Origin of the sequence: Enterococcus durans NBRC 100479 = LMG 10746 (genome assembly GCF_001544215.1) — a bacterium.
GTDB lineage: Bacteria > Bacillota > Bacilli > Lactobacillales > Enterococcaceae > Enterococcus_B > Enterococcus_B durans.
This window is the reverse complement of the sequence record NZ_BCQB01000011.1, coordinates 50,056-69,689: the sequence shown is the minus strand read 5'-3', so window position 1 is coordinate 69,689 and position 19,634 is coordinate 50,056. Positions and strand designations below refer to the sequence as shown.

The 19,634-nt window shown below is 38.0% G+C and carries 21 protein-coding genes and 1 pseudogene; 1 reads left to right on the top strand and 21 read right to left on the bottom strand.

Going from position 1 to position 19,634, the window contains the following annotated elements; translation table 11 throughout:
* The 21 genes and pseudogenes from ED2_RS15980 to ED2_RS15975 all read right to left on the bottom strand — a co-directional run.
* Window positions 1–1,077, bottom strand: a pseudogene (locus ED2_RS15980) (BppU family phage baseplate upper protein); the annotation flags it as partial.
* Entirely contained in the window at window positions 1,077–2,108 is a 1,032-nt protein-coding gene (locus tag ED2_RS04995) for a hypothetical protein (protein ID WP_060789701.1), read from the bottom strand. The pseudogene ED2_RS15980 and the gene ED2_RS04995, both read right to left, overlap by 1 nt.
* Window positions 2,108–3,151 (bottom strand): phage tail protein, encoded by a 1,044-nt coding sequence (locus tag ED2_RS04990; protein WP_016176586.1) that lies wholly within the window; start codon window positions 3,149–3,151, stop codon window positions 2,108–2,110. The genes ED2_RS04995 and ED2_RS04990 overlap by 1 nt, the downstream gene beginning before the upstream one ends.
* A gap of 8 nt (window positions 3,152–3,159) precedes the next feature.
* Window positions 3,160–3,987 carry a phage tail domain-containing protein gene (locus ED2_RS04985; protein ID WP_016176585.1) on the bottom strand — a complete coding sequence of 276 codons (828 nt, stop codon included), beginning with the start codon at window positions 3,985–3,987 and terminating at the stop codon, window positions 3,160–3,162.
* Window positions 3,980–8,698 (bottom strand): tape measure protein, encoded by a 4,719-nt coding sequence (locus ED2_RS04980; protein WP_016176584.1) that lies wholly within the window; start codon window positions 8,696–8,698, stop codon window positions 3,980–3,982. The genes ED2_RS04985 and ED2_RS04980 overlap by 8 nt, the downstream gene beginning before the upstream one ends.
* Before the next feature lie 34 nt (window positions 8,699–8,732).
* A complete protein-coding gene (locus ED2_RS04975; RefSeq protein WP_016176583.1) occupies window positions 8,733–9,356 on the bottom strand; it encodes a Gp15 family bacteriophage protein in 624 nt (207 codons plus the stop codon).
* A gap of 5 nt (window positions 9,357–9,361) precedes the next feature.
* Window positions 9,362–9,811: a hypothetical protein gene (locus ED2_RS04970; protein WP_016176582.1), complete on the bottom strand. Its 450-nt coding sequence runs from the start codon at window positions 9,809–9,811 to the stop codon at window positions 9,362–9,364.
* Window positions 9,812–9,872: 61 nt separating this feature from the next.
* Window positions 9,873–10,109, bottom strand: a complete 237-nt coding sequence (locus ED2_RS04965; protein WP_025481331.1) for an Ig-like domain-containing protein — start codon at window positions 10,107–10,109, stop codon at window positions 9,873–9,875.
* Window positions 10,110–10,129: 20 nt separating this feature from the next.
* Window positions 10,130–10,597 (bottom strand): phage tail tube protein, encoded by a 468-nt coding sequence (locus ED2_RS04960; RefSeq protein ID WP_016176581.1) that lies wholly within the window; start codon window positions 10,595–10,597, stop codon window positions 10,130–10,132.
* Between the two features lie 12 nt (window positions 10,598–10,609).
* Window positions 10,610–11,002 (bottom strand): phage tail terminator protein, encoded by a 393-nt coding sequence (locus ED2_RS04955; RefSeq protein ID WP_016176580.1) that lies wholly within the window; start codon window positions 11,000–11,002, stop codon window positions 10,610–10,612.
* Window positions 11,002–11,337: a minor capsid protein gene (locus ED2_RS04950; protein ID WP_016176579.1), complete on the bottom strand. Its 336-nt coding sequence runs from the start codon at window positions 11,335–11,337 to the stop codon at window positions 11,002–11,004. The genes ED2_RS04955 and ED2_RS04950 overlap by 1 nt, the downstream gene beginning before the upstream one ends.
* Window positions 11,337–11,684, bottom strand: a complete 348-nt coding sequence (locus tag ED2_RS04945; RefSeq protein WP_016176578.1) for a putative minor capsid protein — start codon at window positions 11,682–11,684, stop codon at window positions 11,337–11,339. The genes ED2_RS04950 and ED2_RS04945 overlap by 1 nt, the downstream gene beginning before the upstream one ends.
* A complete protein-coding gene (locus ED2_RS04940) occupies window positions 11,681–12,076 on the bottom strand; it encodes a hypothetical protein (RefSeq protein ID WP_002300152.1) in 396 nt (131 codons plus the stop codon). The genes ED2_RS04945 and ED2_RS04940 overlap by 4 nt, the downstream gene beginning before the upstream one ends.
* Before the next feature lie 37 nt (window positions 12,077–12,113).
* A complete protein-coding gene (locus ED2_RS04935; protein WP_025481330.1) occupies window positions 12,114–12,359 on the bottom strand; it encodes an Ig-like domain-containing protein in 246 nt (81 codons plus the stop codon).
* Window positions 12,360–12,376: 17 nt separating this feature from the next.
* The gene (locus ED2_RS04930; RefSeq protein WP_016176576.1) at window positions 12,377–13,249 is read right to left on the bottom strand and encodes a hypothetical protein; all 873 of its coding nucleotides are present in this window, start codon (window positions 13,247–13,249) and stop codon (window positions 12,377–12,379) included.
* Window positions 13,250–13,267: 18 nt separating this feature from the next.
* On the bottom strand, window positions 13,268–13,843 hold the full coding sequence (locus ED2_RS04925; RefSeq protein WP_016176575.1) for a phage scaffolding protein: 576 nt from the start codon (window positions 13,841–13,843) through the stop codon (window positions 13,268–13,270).
* A gap of 110 nt (window positions 13,844–13,953) precedes the next feature.
* Window positions 13,954–15,090: a phage minor capsid protein gene (locus ED2_RS04920; RefSeq protein ID WP_016176574.1), complete on the bottom strand. Its 1,137-nt coding sequence runs from the start codon at window positions 15,088–15,090 to the stop codon at window positions 13,954–13,956.
* Between the two features lie 2 nt (window positions 15,091–15,092).
* Complete coding sequence (locus tag ED2_RS04915) at window positions 15,093–16,652, bottom strand: phage portal protein (RefSeq protein WP_025481329.1); 1,560 nt, start codon at window positions 16,650–16,652, stop codon at window positions 15,093–15,095.
* On the bottom strand, window positions 16,646–17,971 hold the full coding sequence (locus tag ED2_RS04910; protein WP_016176572.1) for a PBSX family phage terminase large subunit: 1,326 nt from the start codon (window positions 17,969–17,971) through the stop codon (window positions 16,646–16,648). Before ED2_RS04910 ends, ED2_RS04915 begins: the two co-directional genes overlap by 7 nt.
* Window positions 17,937–18,647: a phage terminase small subunit gene (gene terS / locus ED2_RS04905; RefSeq protein ID WP_016176571.1), complete on the bottom strand. Its 711-nt coding sequence runs from the start codon at window positions 18,645–18,647 to the stop codon at window positions 17,937–17,939. The genes ED2_RS04910 and terS overlap by 35 nt, the downstream gene beginning before the upstream one ends.
* A gap of 42 nt (window positions 18,648–18,689) precedes the next feature.
* Window positions 18,690–18,914, bottom strand: a complete 225-nt coding sequence (locus ED2_RS15975; protein ID WP_025481328.1) for a hypothetical protein — start codon at window positions 18,912–18,914, stop codon at window positions 18,690–18,692.
* Between the two features lie 547 nt (window positions 18,915–19,461).
* Between ED2_RS15975 and ED2_RS14790 the strand changes: the two genes are divergently transcribed.
* Window positions 19,462–19,626 (top strand): YjzC family protein, encoded by a 165-nt coding sequence (locus ED2_RS14790; RefSeq protein WP_002330141.1) that lies wholly within the window; start codon window positions 19,462–19,464, stop codon window positions 19,624–19,626.
* The last annotated feature ends 8 nt before the right edge of the window (window positions 19,627–19,634 follow it).

The following is a 19,634-nucleotide window of genomic DNA, read 5'->3' as shown; positions in this document are numbered from 1 at the left end:
GTAGCCATCAATAAAAGAGTTGCTATTTGACTTATCTAGTTTATATATAGTATGTTCATTTTCACTAACTACTTGATCACCGTCTATTTGAATACCATCAGAAAAATTCTTTACTCCAAGTGCGGTCTGCGGATCTGTAAGATTCATCACCTCACTAGACAAAGCAACTTTTTTCCAATTTCCCCATGCTGCGGGATTACCAGCAAACGTACGCATGTAAATAGAATTCTGAAATTCGTATTTTTGTATAGTGACTGCTTGTTCACTATAAACAGTTAGTAATCCATAAAGTTTGCCCGTGTATGGTGCATTAATTCCCGAAGAACCTGCACAATAATAAACACCACTTTCAGTGATATTATTCCAATCTTGAGTAGTTATCGTTGTATTTTTGAAAATCAAAGGACCTACTTCAACGCTTTCCTTATTTATAAAGTGTTGATCCGCTTCTGTAATCTTTTCGCTAAGTGCAGTCATATCGCCATTCAGAGTTGTAAGAGATTGGTTTGCTTCTCCGATTGACGTTTTAATTTTTTCAACTTCTGTATCAAACTCTTTTTTTGTCCCAGCCACTTTAGTACCAATTTCTGTCTTTGCATTAGAAACTATCTGCTCAATTTTATCAATAGTCTGACTGAAACCATTGAAATAATAATCTTCTAGCTCTGTTGTGCTATCATCTATCGGACTGCGTTTGATGTCAAAAGTAAAACGACCAGCCGTGTCTAACGACTGATCATTTGGGAAATCAATATAAACACTACCCTCGACTATTCCAACATAGCCTGAAATATTATCTTCCAGCACAATGGACACAATACCATTTACACGATCTTCAATGGTGGCGAGATAGTCATGTTTCCCATATCCGCCTTCTGCTGTTGCAGAACGGAACATCAGACGAATTGGAACGGTTGTTCCTTCGGGTAAGCTTTGTGGGATGCCGTTTTTCCGAACTAACTTCATTCGAAGCTTAGCTGTTCCTCGGTCATGCGACCAAAAGACAACATCTGTCCTGTTTGGATTAATGGCTTCTGCTTGAATCACAATGAGCGATTCATTTGTTTTGTATACCATTAAGACAACACCGTACCTTTCGTGATAACTAGTCCATAACCAGAAATTTTGGTTGGTGTAGTTGCAAAAGAAGTTGATACAGTTCCTCGTACAGTGCCATTCTCACACAAAATTCCTACGTCATTTCCTGAACCAAACGCACTGACAAAAATTTCACCCATCAATACAGCGTAAATTGCCACTTTCTGGTTAATCAACGTCGTGTCTCCGTACATATTAATCTTTGATGTTCCGCCGACATAAACTGCATTATATCTTGCAAGTGTTTTTGTGTTCTCTGCGAATTTACATCTATTGATTGCCATATAGCCACTCTGCTCATTTCTGATTCCATAGTCTGCTCCGTTTGCTGTATCCACAATTTGCATTCCAGCAACTTGACAATAGCCTTTACAAGCAGTGAAGCAGATGGACCGAACTTTGACAGGTAAATCTGTTTTTGAGGGATCAATAGCATTGAAATTATCTATGGGACGAATCAAAAAGGATGTAAAATTTAGATTCTGAATCATCACATCCTCCAAGTAAACTCCGCTATCAATCCAAACCGTAATAGAACCTGTTGTAATCAGAGGAATATTATTGACTGCTGTTTGGATGGTAAGAAATGGCTTTTCTTCAGATCCATCACCAGAAATATCGCTACCGTTTTTTGAAACGTACATATTTATTGGCTCACTATACCCACCAATAATCTGTTGGACAGACTTGTTCAATTGTTGAACTTGCTCTTTTTGACTATCCATGTTTGTATTCAGTTCGCTAATTTGTTCTTCTGACAGGTTTTCATGTTCTAATAGTCTGCCATGCAGTGTGTCAAAAACTTCCCCTTTATTGTTAACTCGTGCATCAACCACTTCATTCGGCGATTCGCCACCTGAATGCAGCACTAAGTTATCGATTCGACTGTTCGTCGATTTGTCTTGATCAGACAGTTTCTTTTCGAGATTATTGAGGTAGTCAATGTTTTTATTAAATTTCTCTTTCCATTCCGTAGAGATACGGTTACTGATTAATTTTAATAACCCCATCAAATCACTCCTTTCTTCGCCATTTCAGTGAGTATCGACGTCATTGTTTTCTTTGTGTTGCTCAATGTGATTTCTGGTGCTTTGTTAGGGATAGCGGGATAAGTTGTAATACCGACAACTTGGATATAGGTACTTAAACTTAAAGGTTCATACACAAAAAGGACTTTATCTCCTTTATCAAGAGATACAGCCCATTTCAATGTCACCGAACCAGAAATATCTGGATAATCATGTAACTGTTGTTTCAGATACACGAGCATATTATTTTGAATTGTGTAACTCTCGTCTTCCACTGGATCTTGTATTCTAATGCCCCATTTTTCTGATTCAGCACTCGTATAAGTTACGGGAGGAAAGACATAATCACTATCTTTTAAATTGTCTGTGTTTGCATTTTCTTTCAACTTACCATAGCCTTTGATTTGTGTTTTCAGGGCATAAGTATCAATATCAAACGATACATCGTCTGTATTATATTTATAACGAATCTGTTGTTCAGTAGTTTTTCCATACTCTGAAATTGGATAAAAAACTAAATGTTTATTATTGGGTATTACAACAGCACCATAATCATTCAAAATCTCATTTATGAGATTTAAATAATTATCATTCCCAAAATTTTCCTGTTCTTTCTTTAAGAAAATATTATTGGGATCAATCACTTCCCAACTGAATCCACGATTTCCTGCTTTAAAAATATGAGTCAACAGGTCATTAATCGACTTTGTTCCGGAAACAGTATCATACTGTCGGCCATCTTGAATGGTGTAATAAATGTGGGTGGCTACTACATCTTTATATATTTGGCTCCCAGAAGCATATGATCTCATCTGTTTGATTGAGTACTGTTGACCGTCAAATACAACATAGTTTTCATAATCGATTAAGTCGAAGGTTATCTGATTTCCTTTTGTCCTTGGTACAGTAACAGATAACTCCCATGTTTCATTTTGTTGCCACGAGACAGAAAAAGAATCCTTATCGTAGTTAATAAGGATTTCCTCTTTTGTTTCTTCATAATTGCGTATTAATATGTTTTTCAAAGTATCACCTACTTATACAAGAAACGGAAATCCCAAGAAGATTTCACTCTAGTAATATTTTGAATTTCGATTTCATTGACCCCTTCAGCTAAAGTGATTAGTCCATGGTTTGTATCAATACCACAGCTTACACCATTCAATTTTGGGTATACACCATCCAACACTAGTGTCTGACCGAGATTTGTAGAAAGTGATGGATAATAAATAAAGCGATCACCCGTTGTTTTATTAAAGATGGTAACATTTCCTTCGGATTCTCCTTCGAGGGTAATACGTAAATCTGACTCTCTCGGATCAATTCCAAAACTGCCAGCATTAAAAATCTTAAAGAAACTAGTATTGTGTGTATAACTAAAATCTTCAGAAACTAGACCTTGAGAAAACTGCCAATCCTCATCCAAATTGAAATCAGATAAAGTCGTTGCCATCGATTCAGAATATCCTTTATAGGCGGAAAATGATACAACACAATTTCCTTTAAAATATGCCTTTTTGGTTATAGTAATACTCTCAACGATCACTGGAAATCTTTTACCAGGTTCTTTCGTATAGATAAAGTAGTATTCAGCTTCTTTATTAAACAATTCTCTCAACTCTGTTTCAGTTAAAATAAGATCATTTAAGTTGTCTGCAAAATAATCAAATTCAAAAGTAATAGGAAAAGAATCAAATGAGTGTGTCAGCAGCTTTTTTCCTACTGAACCTGCATAAGAAGAAAATTCATTTTTAGGTACTGGCATCCCAATTTTTATATCAATGATTTTTATTCGGTAATTTGCTAGTAAGTAAAATTTACCTGTACTAAATTGGAGAAATACTGATGTTTTATCATCCATTGAAATTCTTTCCTCTCATATATAGTTTTCTTGCTAATGATGAACCAGTATATTCATCTACACTTTTGCTGACTTTTTTACCGTCTAGATGACTAATTACCTCAACTGGACGATTATTCAAAGCTTGAGACAGCTTCTGAAGTGAACTTTCTGAAATTTCGCTTGTTAAAAATCCACTCGAATTGCTTGATACATTATTTGCTGAAGCGGGTCTAAATTGTTCCCTCGAGCGGATTGCTTTTATAATCAAGTCATCTGCAGAAGGTTTAGCAGGATTTATCATAAACTCTTTTGGATAAGCAGGGTCTTCCCCAATCCATGCTAATTCAGGACCATTTATTTCTCCACCATCAGCATAACCATGCCCCATTCCGATATTTGCAAAGAAGCCAGCACCTGTTCCATATTGAGCCATGATATATCTTAAACCGGCTAAGATACTATCATATCCATTAAAAATATTGCCATGACCTGGCATCTTATAAGCATTGAAAGTAGCACTAATTGTTTGCATCAATCCTTTTGCTAAGTCTCCAGTAATGGTATTACTATCTGTATAACCACCTTGAACAGCTTTCTCATTTCCGCCTGATTCTGTTTGGATCTGACTAATGATTCTGTCTATATGCCCTTTATCTGTTGGAAATCCGACCATTTTTGCAGCCTCAATTACTTGGCTTCGCCATCTTTCAGCACCTGAACCAGCAGGAGAACTACCGCCTCCTGCTTTGAAAATATCTCCCGATCCTAATTTACCAGTGATATGCAAATGGTCGTAATGATCATTATCTGGCCATGGCTCCCATGCACCAGTTGCTGGTTGACCTGATTGGCCAGTTCTATCACGCACTTTTCCCTGTGTGATAACATATCCAACTTTATCAGCAAAATTCTCAAATACCCAGTTTGCAGGATCAAAATATTTGCTTGAACCATTCATACTTGATGGATAAGCAATATCAATCGCTTGATGCTTCCCATGCCAATATGGATCTCCTGGTCGGTAACCTGAAGTAATCCCGCTCATACCGAATTTCCTAACGGCTTGGTTTGCAATATCTACTAAATACTTATAGACATTATCTGCCATTGCACCATCGAAACTGCCGCCTCCATTTTCTTCATTAAACTTATCAAAGAAGTTTTGTGCGTATTCGATAATCTTATCTTTTATATTAGAGATACCACCTGCAGCAACTTTATATTCAGCTGAATCACCAAGGTTATCTAAAAAGTCAGAGACACCAAGTTTATCAGCAATCGTATCATAAGCTTTGCCGGCACCATCTGAAACGAAAGACCATACATCTTTAGCTTTATCTTTAACCCAATCAAACATATTCGTGATAGTACCCCAGACACCGTCTTTGTGTGCGGGTAGCCCCTTTGTCATTGCCAAGAATTCTTTAGACATATGATGGGGTAAAATTGAAGTACCAGCTTGCAGAGGACGAATTTCTGGACCGCTAACACCCACAGGGAAAATACCTTTAGATGGATGATGAGCAAGCTCGAATCCTTCTTCTCCAACCAGAGAAATTTCGTCTTCGGTCAATCCACTAGAACCTTTTGCATGAGCACCAAATTTGAAATTAATAAGGTCGTTTCCCCAATCTTTGTTCAATGCATGTATCAAATGGCCAATACTGTGTGCGACACCTTCAACAATGGATCCCATGTTTGTTTTCATTTCATCCCAAGAGCCTACAACTTCACCTGTTTCACCATCAACAGCACCTTTGTGTTCTCCGGCCTGTTGGGTTGCTTGATCTACTACTTCTTTATGAGTTTCTTGGGCTTTCTTTATTGATTTATCCCTTTTCTCAGTAGCAGCTGTGACAGCATCATCTCGCTCTTTCTTTGCTTGTTTCACAACCTCATCATACTGCTTCTTAGACATAGTCCCATTTTCATAACGTTCTTTGTCTGCTTTTTCAACAGTTTCTTTGTATTTTTTATCAGCGGCACTTATTGAATCATTTGCTGTTTTTTTTGCATCTTTAATGATCGTGTCACGTTGTTCTTTAGAATTTAAGATAGCATTTTTCATTTCTTCATGAGAGAGTTTGCCCTTATGGTCTTTCAAATCCTGCAAAATATCTAGCTGTTTTCCCGAAGCTATTTTCGTTTCTTTGCTAATTTGCTCGTTCAGCTTAGACTGCGCTTTACTCATGTTTTTAGCATATTTTTCCTGCTCTTCTTCTAACTCTTTGTTCAATTCTTTTTTATATTCTTTACTATCTTTTCCATATTTTTTTGCGATATCTTGGAGTTTTTTGGTACCACCTTTTTCGATTTTTTCCACATTGGCATAATGTTCACCAGAATAAACTTGCATAGCCTTGAGAGCTTTTTGATGATTCTTTTTCTGTTCACCATCATTTTTCTTTTGTTTAGCTAGGGCTTTGTCAGCTTCTTTTTGGGTCATTAATCCATTTTTAACGAAATAATCATAATCACTTTTAGATGATTTTTCTTTCTTTTTATAATATTTTTGTATAGAGTCTGACATATCTTTGAATATTTCAGTCGTTTGGGCTTTCTGTTTTTTTAATTCTTTATCGCCTTTTGGTGTTTTGACAGCTATTTTATTAAGTTTTTCCATCTCTTTGGTGTAAGTTTTTGAAAGCTCTTTTGCATTTGATCCTACATTTTTACTAAATTTTTTAGTTATATCATGCCCTATATCTCCCAAAAAGTTCGTTAAATTAGGTGCATAGCTTTTAAATCCTTTGCCAATATCTTTCCCTAGATTTTTACCTAATTCAGTTCCGCCAAGTCCACCCAATCCTGCACCAATTGCAGTTCCAATTCCTGGTAAAATAGCAGTTCCAATAGCTGCTCCTGCCGCACTTCCGCCTAAAGAACCACCAAAAGCCCCTAGTTTTGAAGAAGCTGATCCTTTACCCAACAGTTCAGTTGCACTGGCAAGTACCCCAGCAAAAGGTAGCACTTTGCTTACTCCTTTACTTAGTTTTGCTAACCCACCTAGTTTAGAAACAGACTCTAGTGCATCATCAGCAATAGTAGCGACTCCTTTACCACCTTTTGGTAAGATTGTTTCAGCAATTTCAGCACCCACATTTCCTATATTTTTTGTACTTGCTTTTTTCCCAAAAGAAAGGCCACCACCGCTTAAAAAGCTAGTTGCTTTTTCGACTGCAGTAAATTCAAGTAGAGATTTACGAGCTTGATTGATCATCGAAATGAATTCAAAACCTTTTTTCACTGCGAACATAGTCACAAGTGCTTTACCCAGTAATTCAACTTTATCTTTATTGTCAGCTAGGTTTTCAATGATTTTATCCAACTGTTTGAGAGGATCTTTGATTTTCTTTGTATTATCATCGATCAAACCGAACATATCTGCAACAGCAAGGAGAATATCCTTTCCTTGATCCCAAGCTCCTGAGACTAACGCTTTTGCTAAATCTTTGACGTTGCCAGTGATATTTCCAATCGTGGACTTGTTTTTGTCCAGATAAGAAAAGACGTCAGAAACATGTTGGAATAACCCGACAACAGAACCAGATGCGCCATTGATTATACCTGTAAGCTTGTCTTTGCCTAAATGCTTAATAATGTCATCCAATCCGGTTACAATTCCAGCTCGTAAATTACCAATTGCACCCTCAAAGGTTTCAACTGATTTAGCTGCCTTGATTGCACCATCTGTCATCCCAAGTTCCACTATCGCTTTATTGAATTCGTCAGCAGAAATCTCGCCTTTTTCCATTGCATCACGGAAATTACCTGTGTATGCACCGTTCTTTTTCATTGCTTCTTGTAATACGCCAGAAGCTCCCTGCATAGCATCAGCTATTTGATTCCAATTATCGGTTGTTAACTTCCCAGCTCCAACAGTTTGAGTCATCGCTAACGCAACTGCTTTAAAGTTATCTGCATTGCCACCAGCTTGAGCATTTAAGTTACCAGCCGCTTCTGTTACTTCAGTAAAGTTTTTGACTCCATTTGCTGCTAATTGAGCGGTCGTATTTGAAATTGTTGATAAATCATACACAGTTTCATTTGCATATTTTTTGACCTCTTTAGCCGCTTTTGATATTTCCTCATCGCCGAATTTCCCCAATTTCATAGTAGAACGGAATTTGTCGATTGAATCAGAAGCTTCTATCGCTTCACCAATAAGATCACTAAAGCTACCTGTGATTACTTGAACTGCACTTGAAGCAATTCCAGCCACAGCACCAATAGAAAGCTTGTCCTTTAAGCTCATATACTTCGATTCTGTTCGTTCAGCAGTTTCCCCAAGTTCTTTTGTTTCAGACTTTGCTTGAGTGGCATCAGCATTCAAAATAGTTTCTTTTTGTTTAGGTATTTCACTAATACCTTCTTTAGTTGCTTTGATCTTTAAGCTAGCGCCATCGTTATCTGCTTTGAGTTCAGTGATCTTGCTTTTCGGAATATCTTTCAAAAAAGCTTTTGTTTCTTTGACATCTTTTTCAGCATCTGAGTTATCCGCTTTGATAGTGAACTTAACTGGATTATCAAAAGTATTGTCTACATCTTTTTTTGTAGACTTAGCAATTGTTTCTATCTTTGTCGTTTCATTTTTGAATGAATCATCCATCTTTGATCCAGTGTTCATTCCTAGCTTCGTCAGAACGTCATCAACGAAAGAGACGTCGTTTTTGAAATTCGGAAGGTTAGAGAGCATTACATCAATATTTATTGTTGCGTCTGCTGCCATTCATTTTCCTCCTTTCCATTTATTGTGTATTTAATTAATTTTTAGCTTGTGCAGCTAACATGTCGAACATGCTTCCAAGCTGATTGTCTAAGTTGCTTACAGTCTTTTCAGAATCAATCGCATAGTATTCTTGCAGTTCTAACAAAGCCGTTAATGCTTCCCCTTCTAAGCCAGCAACACTTCTTGAGCGAATAGATAAGATGCGTTGAAAGTGTGTTTTCTCACTCAATCCAGCCAGTAACGCTTTGAACGTTAAGTAGTGCATCTTTCCTCTTTGAGTCAGCAAATCGATTCCATAATCCGCAAAAAAAGACGCATAGATTGCACCAGCATCTTGTGAGTACGAATATAGTTTTTCTGGTTGCCCGTCAGTCTCGAATGATTCATCACTTTCAGAGTTACCATAAGCATTTTTTTGAATGTAGTTGATGATGTCTTCCACAAATTTACTTTTTTGGTCAAAGGTAAATCTCTTAGCAAAATTATCGTCACCGAAATAAAAGAGGTCGAAAGCTTTGTATATCTTTTCAAAAGATTTGAGATTCTTGTCTTCTAACAACTCATAGAATTTAAGAACTGTATCGAAAGAAAGATCGATTGGTATTTCAATATCATCAATTAAGATGCTTGTCTCTAAATCATCAATTAAATCAAACAATCAGATCACTTCTTTTTATTATTTTTGTGACGGTTGCTGTAATGTTTGTCTGCTGCTTTCTTTCGTTCGACCATTACCTTATCCAGTTCTGCTTGAATCAATCCGATAACTGTGTTCAGAACTTTTGTGCTTGAACCATAAAATTCATAAACACGTCGGCCTTCTCCTTCACCTAAAACTGCATCTAACGTAGCTAAGGCGCTATCTCGCATTGAATCAATTTCATTTTGAGTAAATGATTTATACTGATCTGCTGTAGCCGTTTCTGTATCGTCCATTTTTTTTAACTTAGAAACCATGTCTCGCAGTTGGACAGATACTTCAATGTTTGTATAGTTAGCTAATGCTTGATCTACCTCATCAGAAATAATGACATCGTAGTCTTGACCAGCAATTCGTAATCGTTTAGTTAGTGATAACTTTTCATCTAAATTGATAATATTGTTAATAGCCATTCGTTTTCCTCCTAATAACCAGAGGCTTCATAGCCTCTAGTTATACATTCTCAATCTTTTTTTATGCAGCTGTAACGGTTACTGTGCATTTAGCAGTCTTGCTACCATCTTTAGTAGTCACTGTGATATCTGCAGTTCCAGCTTTAACTCCTGAAACTTTCCCTGTTGAATCAACACCTGCAATAGTTGCATCGCTTGATTTCCATGTCACTATTTTATCTGTTGCGTCTGCCGGTAAAACGGTAGCTGTTAAGGTTTCGTTTGCCCCAACCACAAGTGAAGTCGTCGTTTTATTCAACGCTACACTGGTAGGGCTAATTACTCCCCCGCTTTCACCATTTTAGGTTTCCCATTGAATGCCATTGTGAAGCTGAAGGTTTGTTTAGCATTGGCTGCACCGCCAAACGGTACAATAGAAGTCAGTGTAACGACCGCTTGAACCTTATTCCCTTTGGCATCAGTCCATTGTGCTAACGTGCGTAATTCATCTCCGATTGACAAGAATTTAGACGCTACATAATCTTGAGCTGGATCTCCAAATACACGGTGTCCCGCAACTTGGAACGTGATATTTTTACCAGTTACAGTGGAATCAGCGAATCCTTCTCCATCGTAGTAATGGGATGCATCTGTAGTGTCCGCTGCAGCCGGAGTAATAGTTGTGATCCCTGCTGCTAATGGTGCGAATTTAGCCGATGCGATTTTATCTAAATCTGTACTTCCTGAAGTATCGATTTCCAATTTGTTTTTAAAGTTTAGTAAAAATTCTTTACTATTTTCTGCCATTTAAATTTCCTCCTAATTTTTGAATTGATGAATGGTGATTTTGATACCTAATAAATAAGTTGAGTTCCCTTGCACGTCCTGTTCGCTTACGAAAGGAGTCTCACTTATTTCGATACCTAAAAAGACGAAGCTCTCATCTTCTGACTTCAGAGTTGAGAGTTCGTCTAAATGATTTGATATAAGCCATAATGTTTTGTTGGCTTTTTCTTGGTCTTTAGTGTTAAATCCGACCTCATAGAGCATTTCACGTTCTTTCGTGCCGTCAAAGTATTCTTCTACTGTCCGACTACCTGGCATCGAATAAACACAAAGCGTGTCTTCCCCATTAAGGAACCCCATCGAGCATGGCATTGGAAGGCCTTGAATAGAATCTATCGAGTCAGATAATCGTTCCCATAAATCCATTACAAGTTTCCTCCTTTGATAAACGCTCTACGCCAACTATCCATATGATTAGCTTTTGCTCTAAGATCCCAACGACGGCTGGTACCTGGAGTCGTATAGTTTCTGACTCTGCTGCCGTTAACAAACCCTCTAAATTGAGCTCGTGCATAAGGAGCAGCATAAGTTATTCGGTTTTTGTTAACGAAAGATTTGTCCCTTAAATTTCCTTGGCGTTTAGGCACATATAGATTCATATCCATGTGCATTTGAGATGTCATATAATACATTGCTGAATTGATATTCATCACGGACAACTTACGATCTACACCATTTTTTTTGACTTTCACATGTAGCATTACAGCACCTCCAACTCATACGAGTAGACTTCGTTACTGTATGGATTACGGTTATCTACGATCGTCGTGATAGTGTAAGTCTCACCTTCAAAGTCAATCTTTGACCCAACATGATTTTTATTAATCACTGGCATCGGATCAGATACTCCAGCAAACAAAAAAGCGATAGCGTTGGCTACCACTTGCCGATTGTTATTACTACCGCTGTACACTGTTTGAGGTTGGAAAATCATATGATTAATCGTGATTGGGTCTGAAAAGATAGGTTTTTGCCATTTGTCATGACCATCTAGCAGCCTCAAAGTAATTGACTGGTTACAAAGTTCTTTTGGCATTAAAGGAATCATCGATAGTCAACTCCCTTGTAAAGAAGTCCTGTATAGATCAACTCGTTATAAGCCTCTGTTGCAACCATCGTTCTGCCAACTGTTGCTGCATTCGTGCTTCCAGATTCAATACGCATACGACCAACGCTTACACTTGAAGGGGAAGCATTTAGTAAGTCTGATAACGAAGTAACTCCAACTGACTTCAAATATTCAATTTGGACAGCCATTGCGATTTTGAACTTATCCACTCGATATTTGAACGTATCATCAGCTAAAGAATGTCTCATGTAGAAATCTCCTGTCACTCGATTAAGTTGACGTGCAGCACATTTTTCTAAGTCATCAAACTCCGAAACTGATACTTTGTTGAATCCTGATTTTAAATATTCATCGTGCGTAAGATAGCTCATAACTGCCTCCTTTCAATAAAAAAGGATAGCTACTACACTATCCTTCGCTTGCTGCGGTTACCGTGACTTCACACGTAGCAGTTTTACCATTTACGGTTGTCGCTGTGACCGTCGTAGCTCCTACTTTAATAGCAGTAACCTTTCCTTGCACTGGTGTTACTGTTGCAATTGTTTCATCGCTAGAGGTAAATTTGACTGATTTATCAGTTGCCGTTTCTGGTGATACAGCAGCAGACAATGTTTCTGTTGCTCCCACCGTTAGCGTAGCTGTTGTTTTATTCAAAGTTACGCCGGATGGGTCTATCCTTTTGGGGCCAAAGAGACAGATACACCTTCTTTTTGTTGTTCTTTGATAAAGCAGTCGTGGTATAAGCGGTTTTGATATAAGTAGCCATCACCTTGTGAATGTTCGCCTGGCGCAAACAAGAAGACGGTGTTTTCTTTAACCACGGGGATAACTGCTTGTTTAGCGACAACTAAGATATTGATGTCTTTTGCATCAGAGGTAGCAACGTATCCATCTGAAAAATTGTATTTTGTTTTAAAACGAGTGTCGTCCCAAACCTCGACTAACAACACACCATCCAACGAAGTTACTCGGGATTCTAAGGCGGTTTGACCAACGTTTTGATTGGTAATGTTACGAGTGAACTCAGTAGATCGTTCTAGTGCATCCATTACTGTTGTTGATACAAACGCTACTAGGTTTTGCGGGCCGAATTTACGTGCTGGTAAAATAGCAGCTTTAATTGCAGAGTAAGCATTTTTCTCAGTAATTGTCTCTTCCTTAGTCTTGCCTGCGCCTGCAGCTAAAGTAGAGAAACGGTAAGCATCAATTTCAGGTTGCACGTGTTCTGTAATAAATACATTTGAGATGTTAGCTACTGCCAAATCTTGATTTGTTTCATCAACATCTTGTTTATCGATGTAGAATTCAACGTCACGATCTTGTCCCATTGTATAAACTTTTTTGTCATTTCCGTAAGTTCCACTGTTAAATCCTTTGTTGCGTGTGTGGTTTTTTAAACCAGAAGTTGAAATAGTAGTCAATGTAAATGATTTACCACCGTTCACTAATTCAACTTGTGGAATACCTAAGATCGTCGTTAATAATCCTTGAGTGATCTTCTGATCGAAAATCCCATTGTCTTTTGTAATGTAATTAATTGCCATATTTTATTCCCTCCAAATTTAATTTTTGTTTGGTAAAACTCCTAATGCTTTAGCGAATGCATCTTCTTCAACGTTTTGCGCAGAACTAGCATTCCCAGAAAAGGTAGCCTTCTTACCGGCGGTATTAGGTGGAACCTGTTCAGATTGGCCAAATAAATAACCGTCGCTTTCTTTAAGCGCGGCCAGTTGGTCGTCTAATCCTTTTAATCCTTCGTCTGTCAGTTCCAATGATTCGCCATCTAATAAGGCTTTAGCAGCCTTAATGTTTTTAGCTCCAGCTTGAGTTAGAGCTAAGTCAATTGCTGATGATTTCTTAATATCTGCAATCTGTTGTTCAGAATCGGTTTTGTTTTGGTCAAGGCGCGTTTGTAAATCAGTCACTTGCTGTTCCAAATCTTCGTTCCCTTTAGACTTTGCTTTAAAGTCATCAAGCTCACTTTGATTTTTGTCTAACTGTTCTTGATACTTAGTCGCTTGCTGTTCCGCGGTAGACACCTTGCTGTTCAGTTCGTTTACAGTTACGCCGTGCAAAGCCATTACTGATCCAATCTGTTCGTCTGTTAAACCTAATTCTTTTAATTCTTCTCGTTTCATTTCATTCATCCTTTCGTTGTTTAACGAGGCTACGCCCTCGATGGATTGAACAGTTTAACGCCGTATTCGGGGCAAAATAAAAAGACTAGCGATTGCTAAGCCTAAAATTATTAACTTTGTACTTGTTCTCTACTGTAATCACGAACTAAGAACTCATGTTCGTTGATAAGCTCTCTTAACTGTTTCTGTTTGTTAGCAATCACTTGTTTGCACATCTGGACAGTTTCGGGATCTTCCAACTCTAACGCCGCATTCATTCGCTTTTTCTGGTAACGAATATCACGCTCTAATCTTCTTTGCTTTTGCTGGATCTCAGCATTTCTTTGTACTTCTTCTGGATCATATCGCGGCTGATTGTTTGTGTTCACATCAGGACGGCCAGGATAAAGAATATGTGTACAGTTAATTCCTTGCGTTCCGCTTGGCTCGCCGTATCCGTGATCGTAAATAGATGGTAAATGCTTGAATTCTTCTGGCGCTTCATTTTTCGGCACAGTTAATACCCATCCGCCTTGGATTGGCGCACAGGCTTCGCGAGCTGCTGGATGACTACTCATTAATGCAGTGACACAGTTGAAGTCCTCCATTCGTTTCAAACGAAGATCATTAAACGTTCTGTGTGAGGTGGATTGAATCACTGTTCTCGAGTAAGCTTCCATCGACCACTCTCGACCAGCTTTATCAACAAAACCCGATTTGATTCCCATATCAACCATTTTGTAGACGTTATCTTTTACGGCTTTCTCATGCGTTTTAAGACCTGTCATAGATTCGATGGTTGATTGTTTGAGAATTGCTTGATAAGCTCTCATGACTGCATTCTCATTGAAATTAGTAGTGATCAGCGTTTGATTGACATTATTATTTAAGTCTTGGAAAGTTTGACGAACCAAAGAGTCTAGAATTTTATTTACGTCGTCAGATACAGGAATACTTTTATGCACCATTCGCTCAAGCTCACGGTCTATTTCATCAACGATCTTCACGCCGTTTCCTTTAATCAATTGTTCAATCGCTTCTTGAGTTTCGCCAGTATAACTTGCTAACAAATCAATAACTTTATCGTTCAGTGTACCCATTTTAGAAAGTTGATTTACTTGCCACAAAAGCACGTCTTCTTTTGCAACATCTTGAAAACGAGACTGTTTTAACGCTTTGATTATGATGTTAAAGATTCGGTCTTCCAGTTCTGAATAGATATTAATAATTGAATTCGCAGTCTTTTGCATCTTTTCTGGTGTAATCATAATTAATCACCTAAATCGAATAAGGCATCTTGACTACGCCGTTCGGTTGATCCCGCTTCTGGCATTTCATCTTTTAATGCAGCTAACCAATCTTCTAATTCCTCTTCGTTTAGATTGTAATTACGGATAAGAAACTGTTTCTTAGGCATTACGCCAGCAGTTACAGCCTTTAGATCATTTTCTAATTGTTTGTTACGATCGACAAATAGACCATCCTCAAAACTAACTGTTACTAAATAACTATCATATTCAATAGAGAATAGCGGTTTCTCGCTTTCAAACATTTCTCCGTATCCCGCAAGCTCAAAAATAGAATGGATTAGTTCGTTAATAACTTTTTCAACCATCGTTAAATAGCTTGAACGCGTTTGATACGTCATAGAATTGTTAGAAACAATCTCTGTTGCCGTTTTAATCCCATCGTCTGCATAGTTCATTGAGCCAACAGATAAACCTACTTGCACCTCAAACTCTTTGATCAGATGACTAATAGCATCCTTATACTGAACCGTCCGAATAGGTGTAGTGATATCCTTAACCCCGATATTTTCAGCACCATACACACCAGCAAAAACATTCTGATCAGTGTCGAACAGCGGCGGGCGCAATTGATCTACTCTAAGAAACTCTGCAGGAACAACAACACGTCGTTGACCTAACTGAATTTCCCAAGCAAATTGATCATGCGTTGTGTTGATTGTGTCCAGAATCTCTTTTGAGTTATCGACAATACCAGCGCCCAATGGACTTTCTAACGATTTGTTATTCGCACCAGGTGTTCTAAAGTATGCAAAAAGCGGTCTTTTCAATCCTTCTAATGTGACAGTTTCAGCCAAATCAGGATAAAGAACCGCTAATGAAATTTGTTTACCAACAATATTATCGTTATCAGATTTATAAAGCTCATTACTGATAACATACTTATCATCTTGCCATTCATGGAATTCTAGCAACGTATAGTAGTAATTCACGTCACCTTCTGTTTGAATGGTCTTTGTTGCAATGGCGCATTCACTTACTTCGTTAGTATTTGATCGCAACGGATAGAATTGATCCGCACGGATCCATGAAATTTTGATCTTGTCACCGTCAACGTAAGGACGCATAGCAAAACCGCCTGCAGCAATCCCTTTTTCAAGGTTCAACTCAAATAGATTGTAGAAATTGTTGTCATAAAGTGTTTTATCTAGGAACTCTACAGCTGATTGGATGCTTTTCGAAGCTTCTGCTTGTTCCTCCTTGTCTTTTAGTGCTACTTTGCACTTCTCATTAAAGATGATACTCGCTAACCGTCTAGAAGCTGTCTTGGTGATATTTAGGGACTTAAATTCTCTTTTCTGTGTTTCCCCGTATGAATTACGATATTGTATATCAGGAAATAGATTGGAATAGTACCTAAAGTTTCTTGCAATCCGATCGTATTCTCTTGAATCAATCCCTATTTTAGGATGATCCGTTACCTTAGCAATATCACGACCAGTATAACTCATATTCACGCTATCAACTCCTCTCTTGAATATACTTTTAATCGTTTGGAATACTCCCATTTTCTCACCTACCATTTCAGGTCTAAGTCTTGAAGATTATCACGTACAAAATATTGAAAACCATCACAAGAGTGATCATCCTCTTTAATAACTTTTGGATCATCACTGTTCAACGTGTCTTCGTCCCATTGATACTTTTTGTGTTCCTCAATAAATATCTTATTGCTTTCTTTTTCCAAATAAAAAAACCTACCTTGTGCAAGTAAGCTTTGAACGTGATCAATCATGTCTACTTTTTTAGCTTTAGCTACTGTGTGCAGTCGAACATTGTAATCTAGATAATACTGATTTCTTAATGCGCCTTCCGCCGAATCAATCGTAATTTGATACGCATATTTATCATATTCAGCCTGGCAACGATCAATGAAATCATGCAAGTCTTTTGATAGTTCGGTCGGTGCTTTCTTATTTGCTTTACCTGCCGGGCTATAGTAATACGTGTCTAACAAGATTACGTTCTTCTTTCTAGTAAGCGCGTAACACCCGCATGTTGTTGCAGATACCTGGTGACCACTATCGATTGAGAAATAAAGATTCGCTATGTAGTCATTATCCGGCATTTTATCTAAAGGTTGGAAATGATTCATATTGTAGATATGAGTCCCTAATCCAATGACTTCACCACGATAGAGCCACTTGTAATAGTCTTCGTCATTCTTGCGGTAAGTCTCTATTAGTTTAAGTTGTTGTGGATCAGTAAAACCTAATTCATCATCTAAGTAAGTAGAATGGTCCACTAAGTGATCATCCAGCTCTTTACATTTCTCTACCCATTCATTGACCCAATCGTATGGATTTTTTGGCGGGTTCCACGAATAATAAACTTTTACTTGGTCCACATACTTAGAGCGTTGGCGAATAAACGTAGCATTTGTTTGATCAAATACTTCACTACTTTGAAAGTTAGCAGCTTCTTCATACCACAATGAGATAATATCGCCTATCGCATTAGATTTAAGTTTCAATGGATCATCAACGCCATAGAAGTAGAATGCTGAACCAGTTCGCTTGTGGATGATCGTCAATGGCGACATTCGATACCTATACTCATTAGCAATCCCAAGCATATTCAATGCCCATTTGATTTGAAGATAAACCGCATCACGTAAATACTTGTGCTGACTCATCATGCAAACAACATTGACTTTATGCTTTGCTTGCGTATGTTTCTTCATTTCAGTCGCGAGCTTTAAGCTGATTACTGACGACTTAAATGAACCACGTCCACCTTTCATTAAGATATAAGGGCGCTGTGTGTGCCACATCTTATAAAAATGTGGGTTAATCATTCCAGTTAGTTTAATCTGAGGCTTCGTCTTGGCTTTCATTCCCATTTGAATCAACCTCACTTTCAATCATCGGGATATCATCAACAATCACTGTTTGTTCTTCTGACGAATCATAACCATCATCTAACTGCTTCAATTGTGCTTTTGCTAAATTGACTTGTACATCCATGTATTCTAGTTTCTTTCTACGTTCATCATGTTCATCAGCTATAGAGACAAATTGTCTAATTAAGCTAGATAGCGTGCTCATAGCCCTTGATTGTGCATTCATGAAATTAGCTTGCTTGTCCCAAGCATATTGAATAGCATATTCTTCTGAACTTCCAGAATCACTCGAGGACCACTTAGAAACTTCTTTGGACAAACTACCCTCATAATCAACATACATGATTTTCTGTGCTCGGATAATAGCCGTGTACTGGATCATGATATTATTCCATAATATATCCTCAGGTTTAGAGGTTGCAACCTCATTCATAATTTCTAATGTTTCAGAAGGTAACCAATTGGCAAAAAGGCCATGGGTAACAGCGTTTTTGTTGTCCTCTGGCGCTCCTTTGTTGTTCGGAATAGTTGCGTTCTTGGTTGCAACCTTTTCTCGAGACCAGTAACGGGATTTCCATGACTTTACTGTGCTGATGGATACACCATACTTTTCCGCTATTTCTCTATACTTCAACCCTTTTTCATAATCATCTTTAGCTAGTTCGTATTTCTTCACATGTGACACCACCTCGCTTGTTTGCAACATTTGTTTTGTAATCTACACATACTTTGAAAGATTTCCCTGTATGTGTTTATCTGAATAGAAACCATGACAGCAATAAAGAAGTTTGCATTTATCAATCTCTTTTGGTGTTGCTTCTCTGGCCATTTCAATGATGGAGTACTTCTTTTTTATTTGGACTGATTGGACAACCCTCACTGGATCATCAGTGTTCGGTTGCGGATATCGGTTTGTTAGTGATACATACCAGCAGTTTCTCATGTCGTTACCACTCCATTCCGTTGGCGGATGAGTCTTCTTAACTTATCTAGTAGTTTTCTCATCACGTGACCTCCTTTATGCAAAATAAAAAGACCACTCAAAGAGTGATCTAATATGTAATAGCAACCTACACACAGACAAGTCTAATACTTCCTGCGCCTACCCACTTCCTCAATACCTCGGTTGCTAATTGACAGGTGCATCAGTTGAGGTTTCCAGCTCTGATACTCAATTCGACAATAGGACATCTCTGTCAGGTATAGTCCGTTCGAATCGCTTTACATTAACAACTTTCCTGTCAGCAGTTGCTATGCACCAGACATCATTGTGTTTTTACTAACTGGTAGTTTGGGATTAACATAAACCCAAAGTCACTGGCAATGAATCGAACATTGCATGGTTGCCGAAGCATTGACCTAGCACACATGCTTAGCGTCTACCCTTTCCGCCACAGCGACAAATTAATATTGTGAAAATAAATACTAAGCGTATAATTTTAGTTATCAGCGAGTGGTCCGCTGAAATAAATTAAAAGGTGGTGAAAAATATGAGTAATCTTTTCAAACCAGGCGAAGATAATAAGCCTGCCGGTAAGTACAAAGAAGTTGGTCCAAAAGGAGGAAATGTTCCTAAAGGTCATAATGCTACTATCGATAAAGGAGACAGACTTCCTCCAACTTCTAAGCCAGGAAACAAATGGACCAAAAAATAAGATTACTG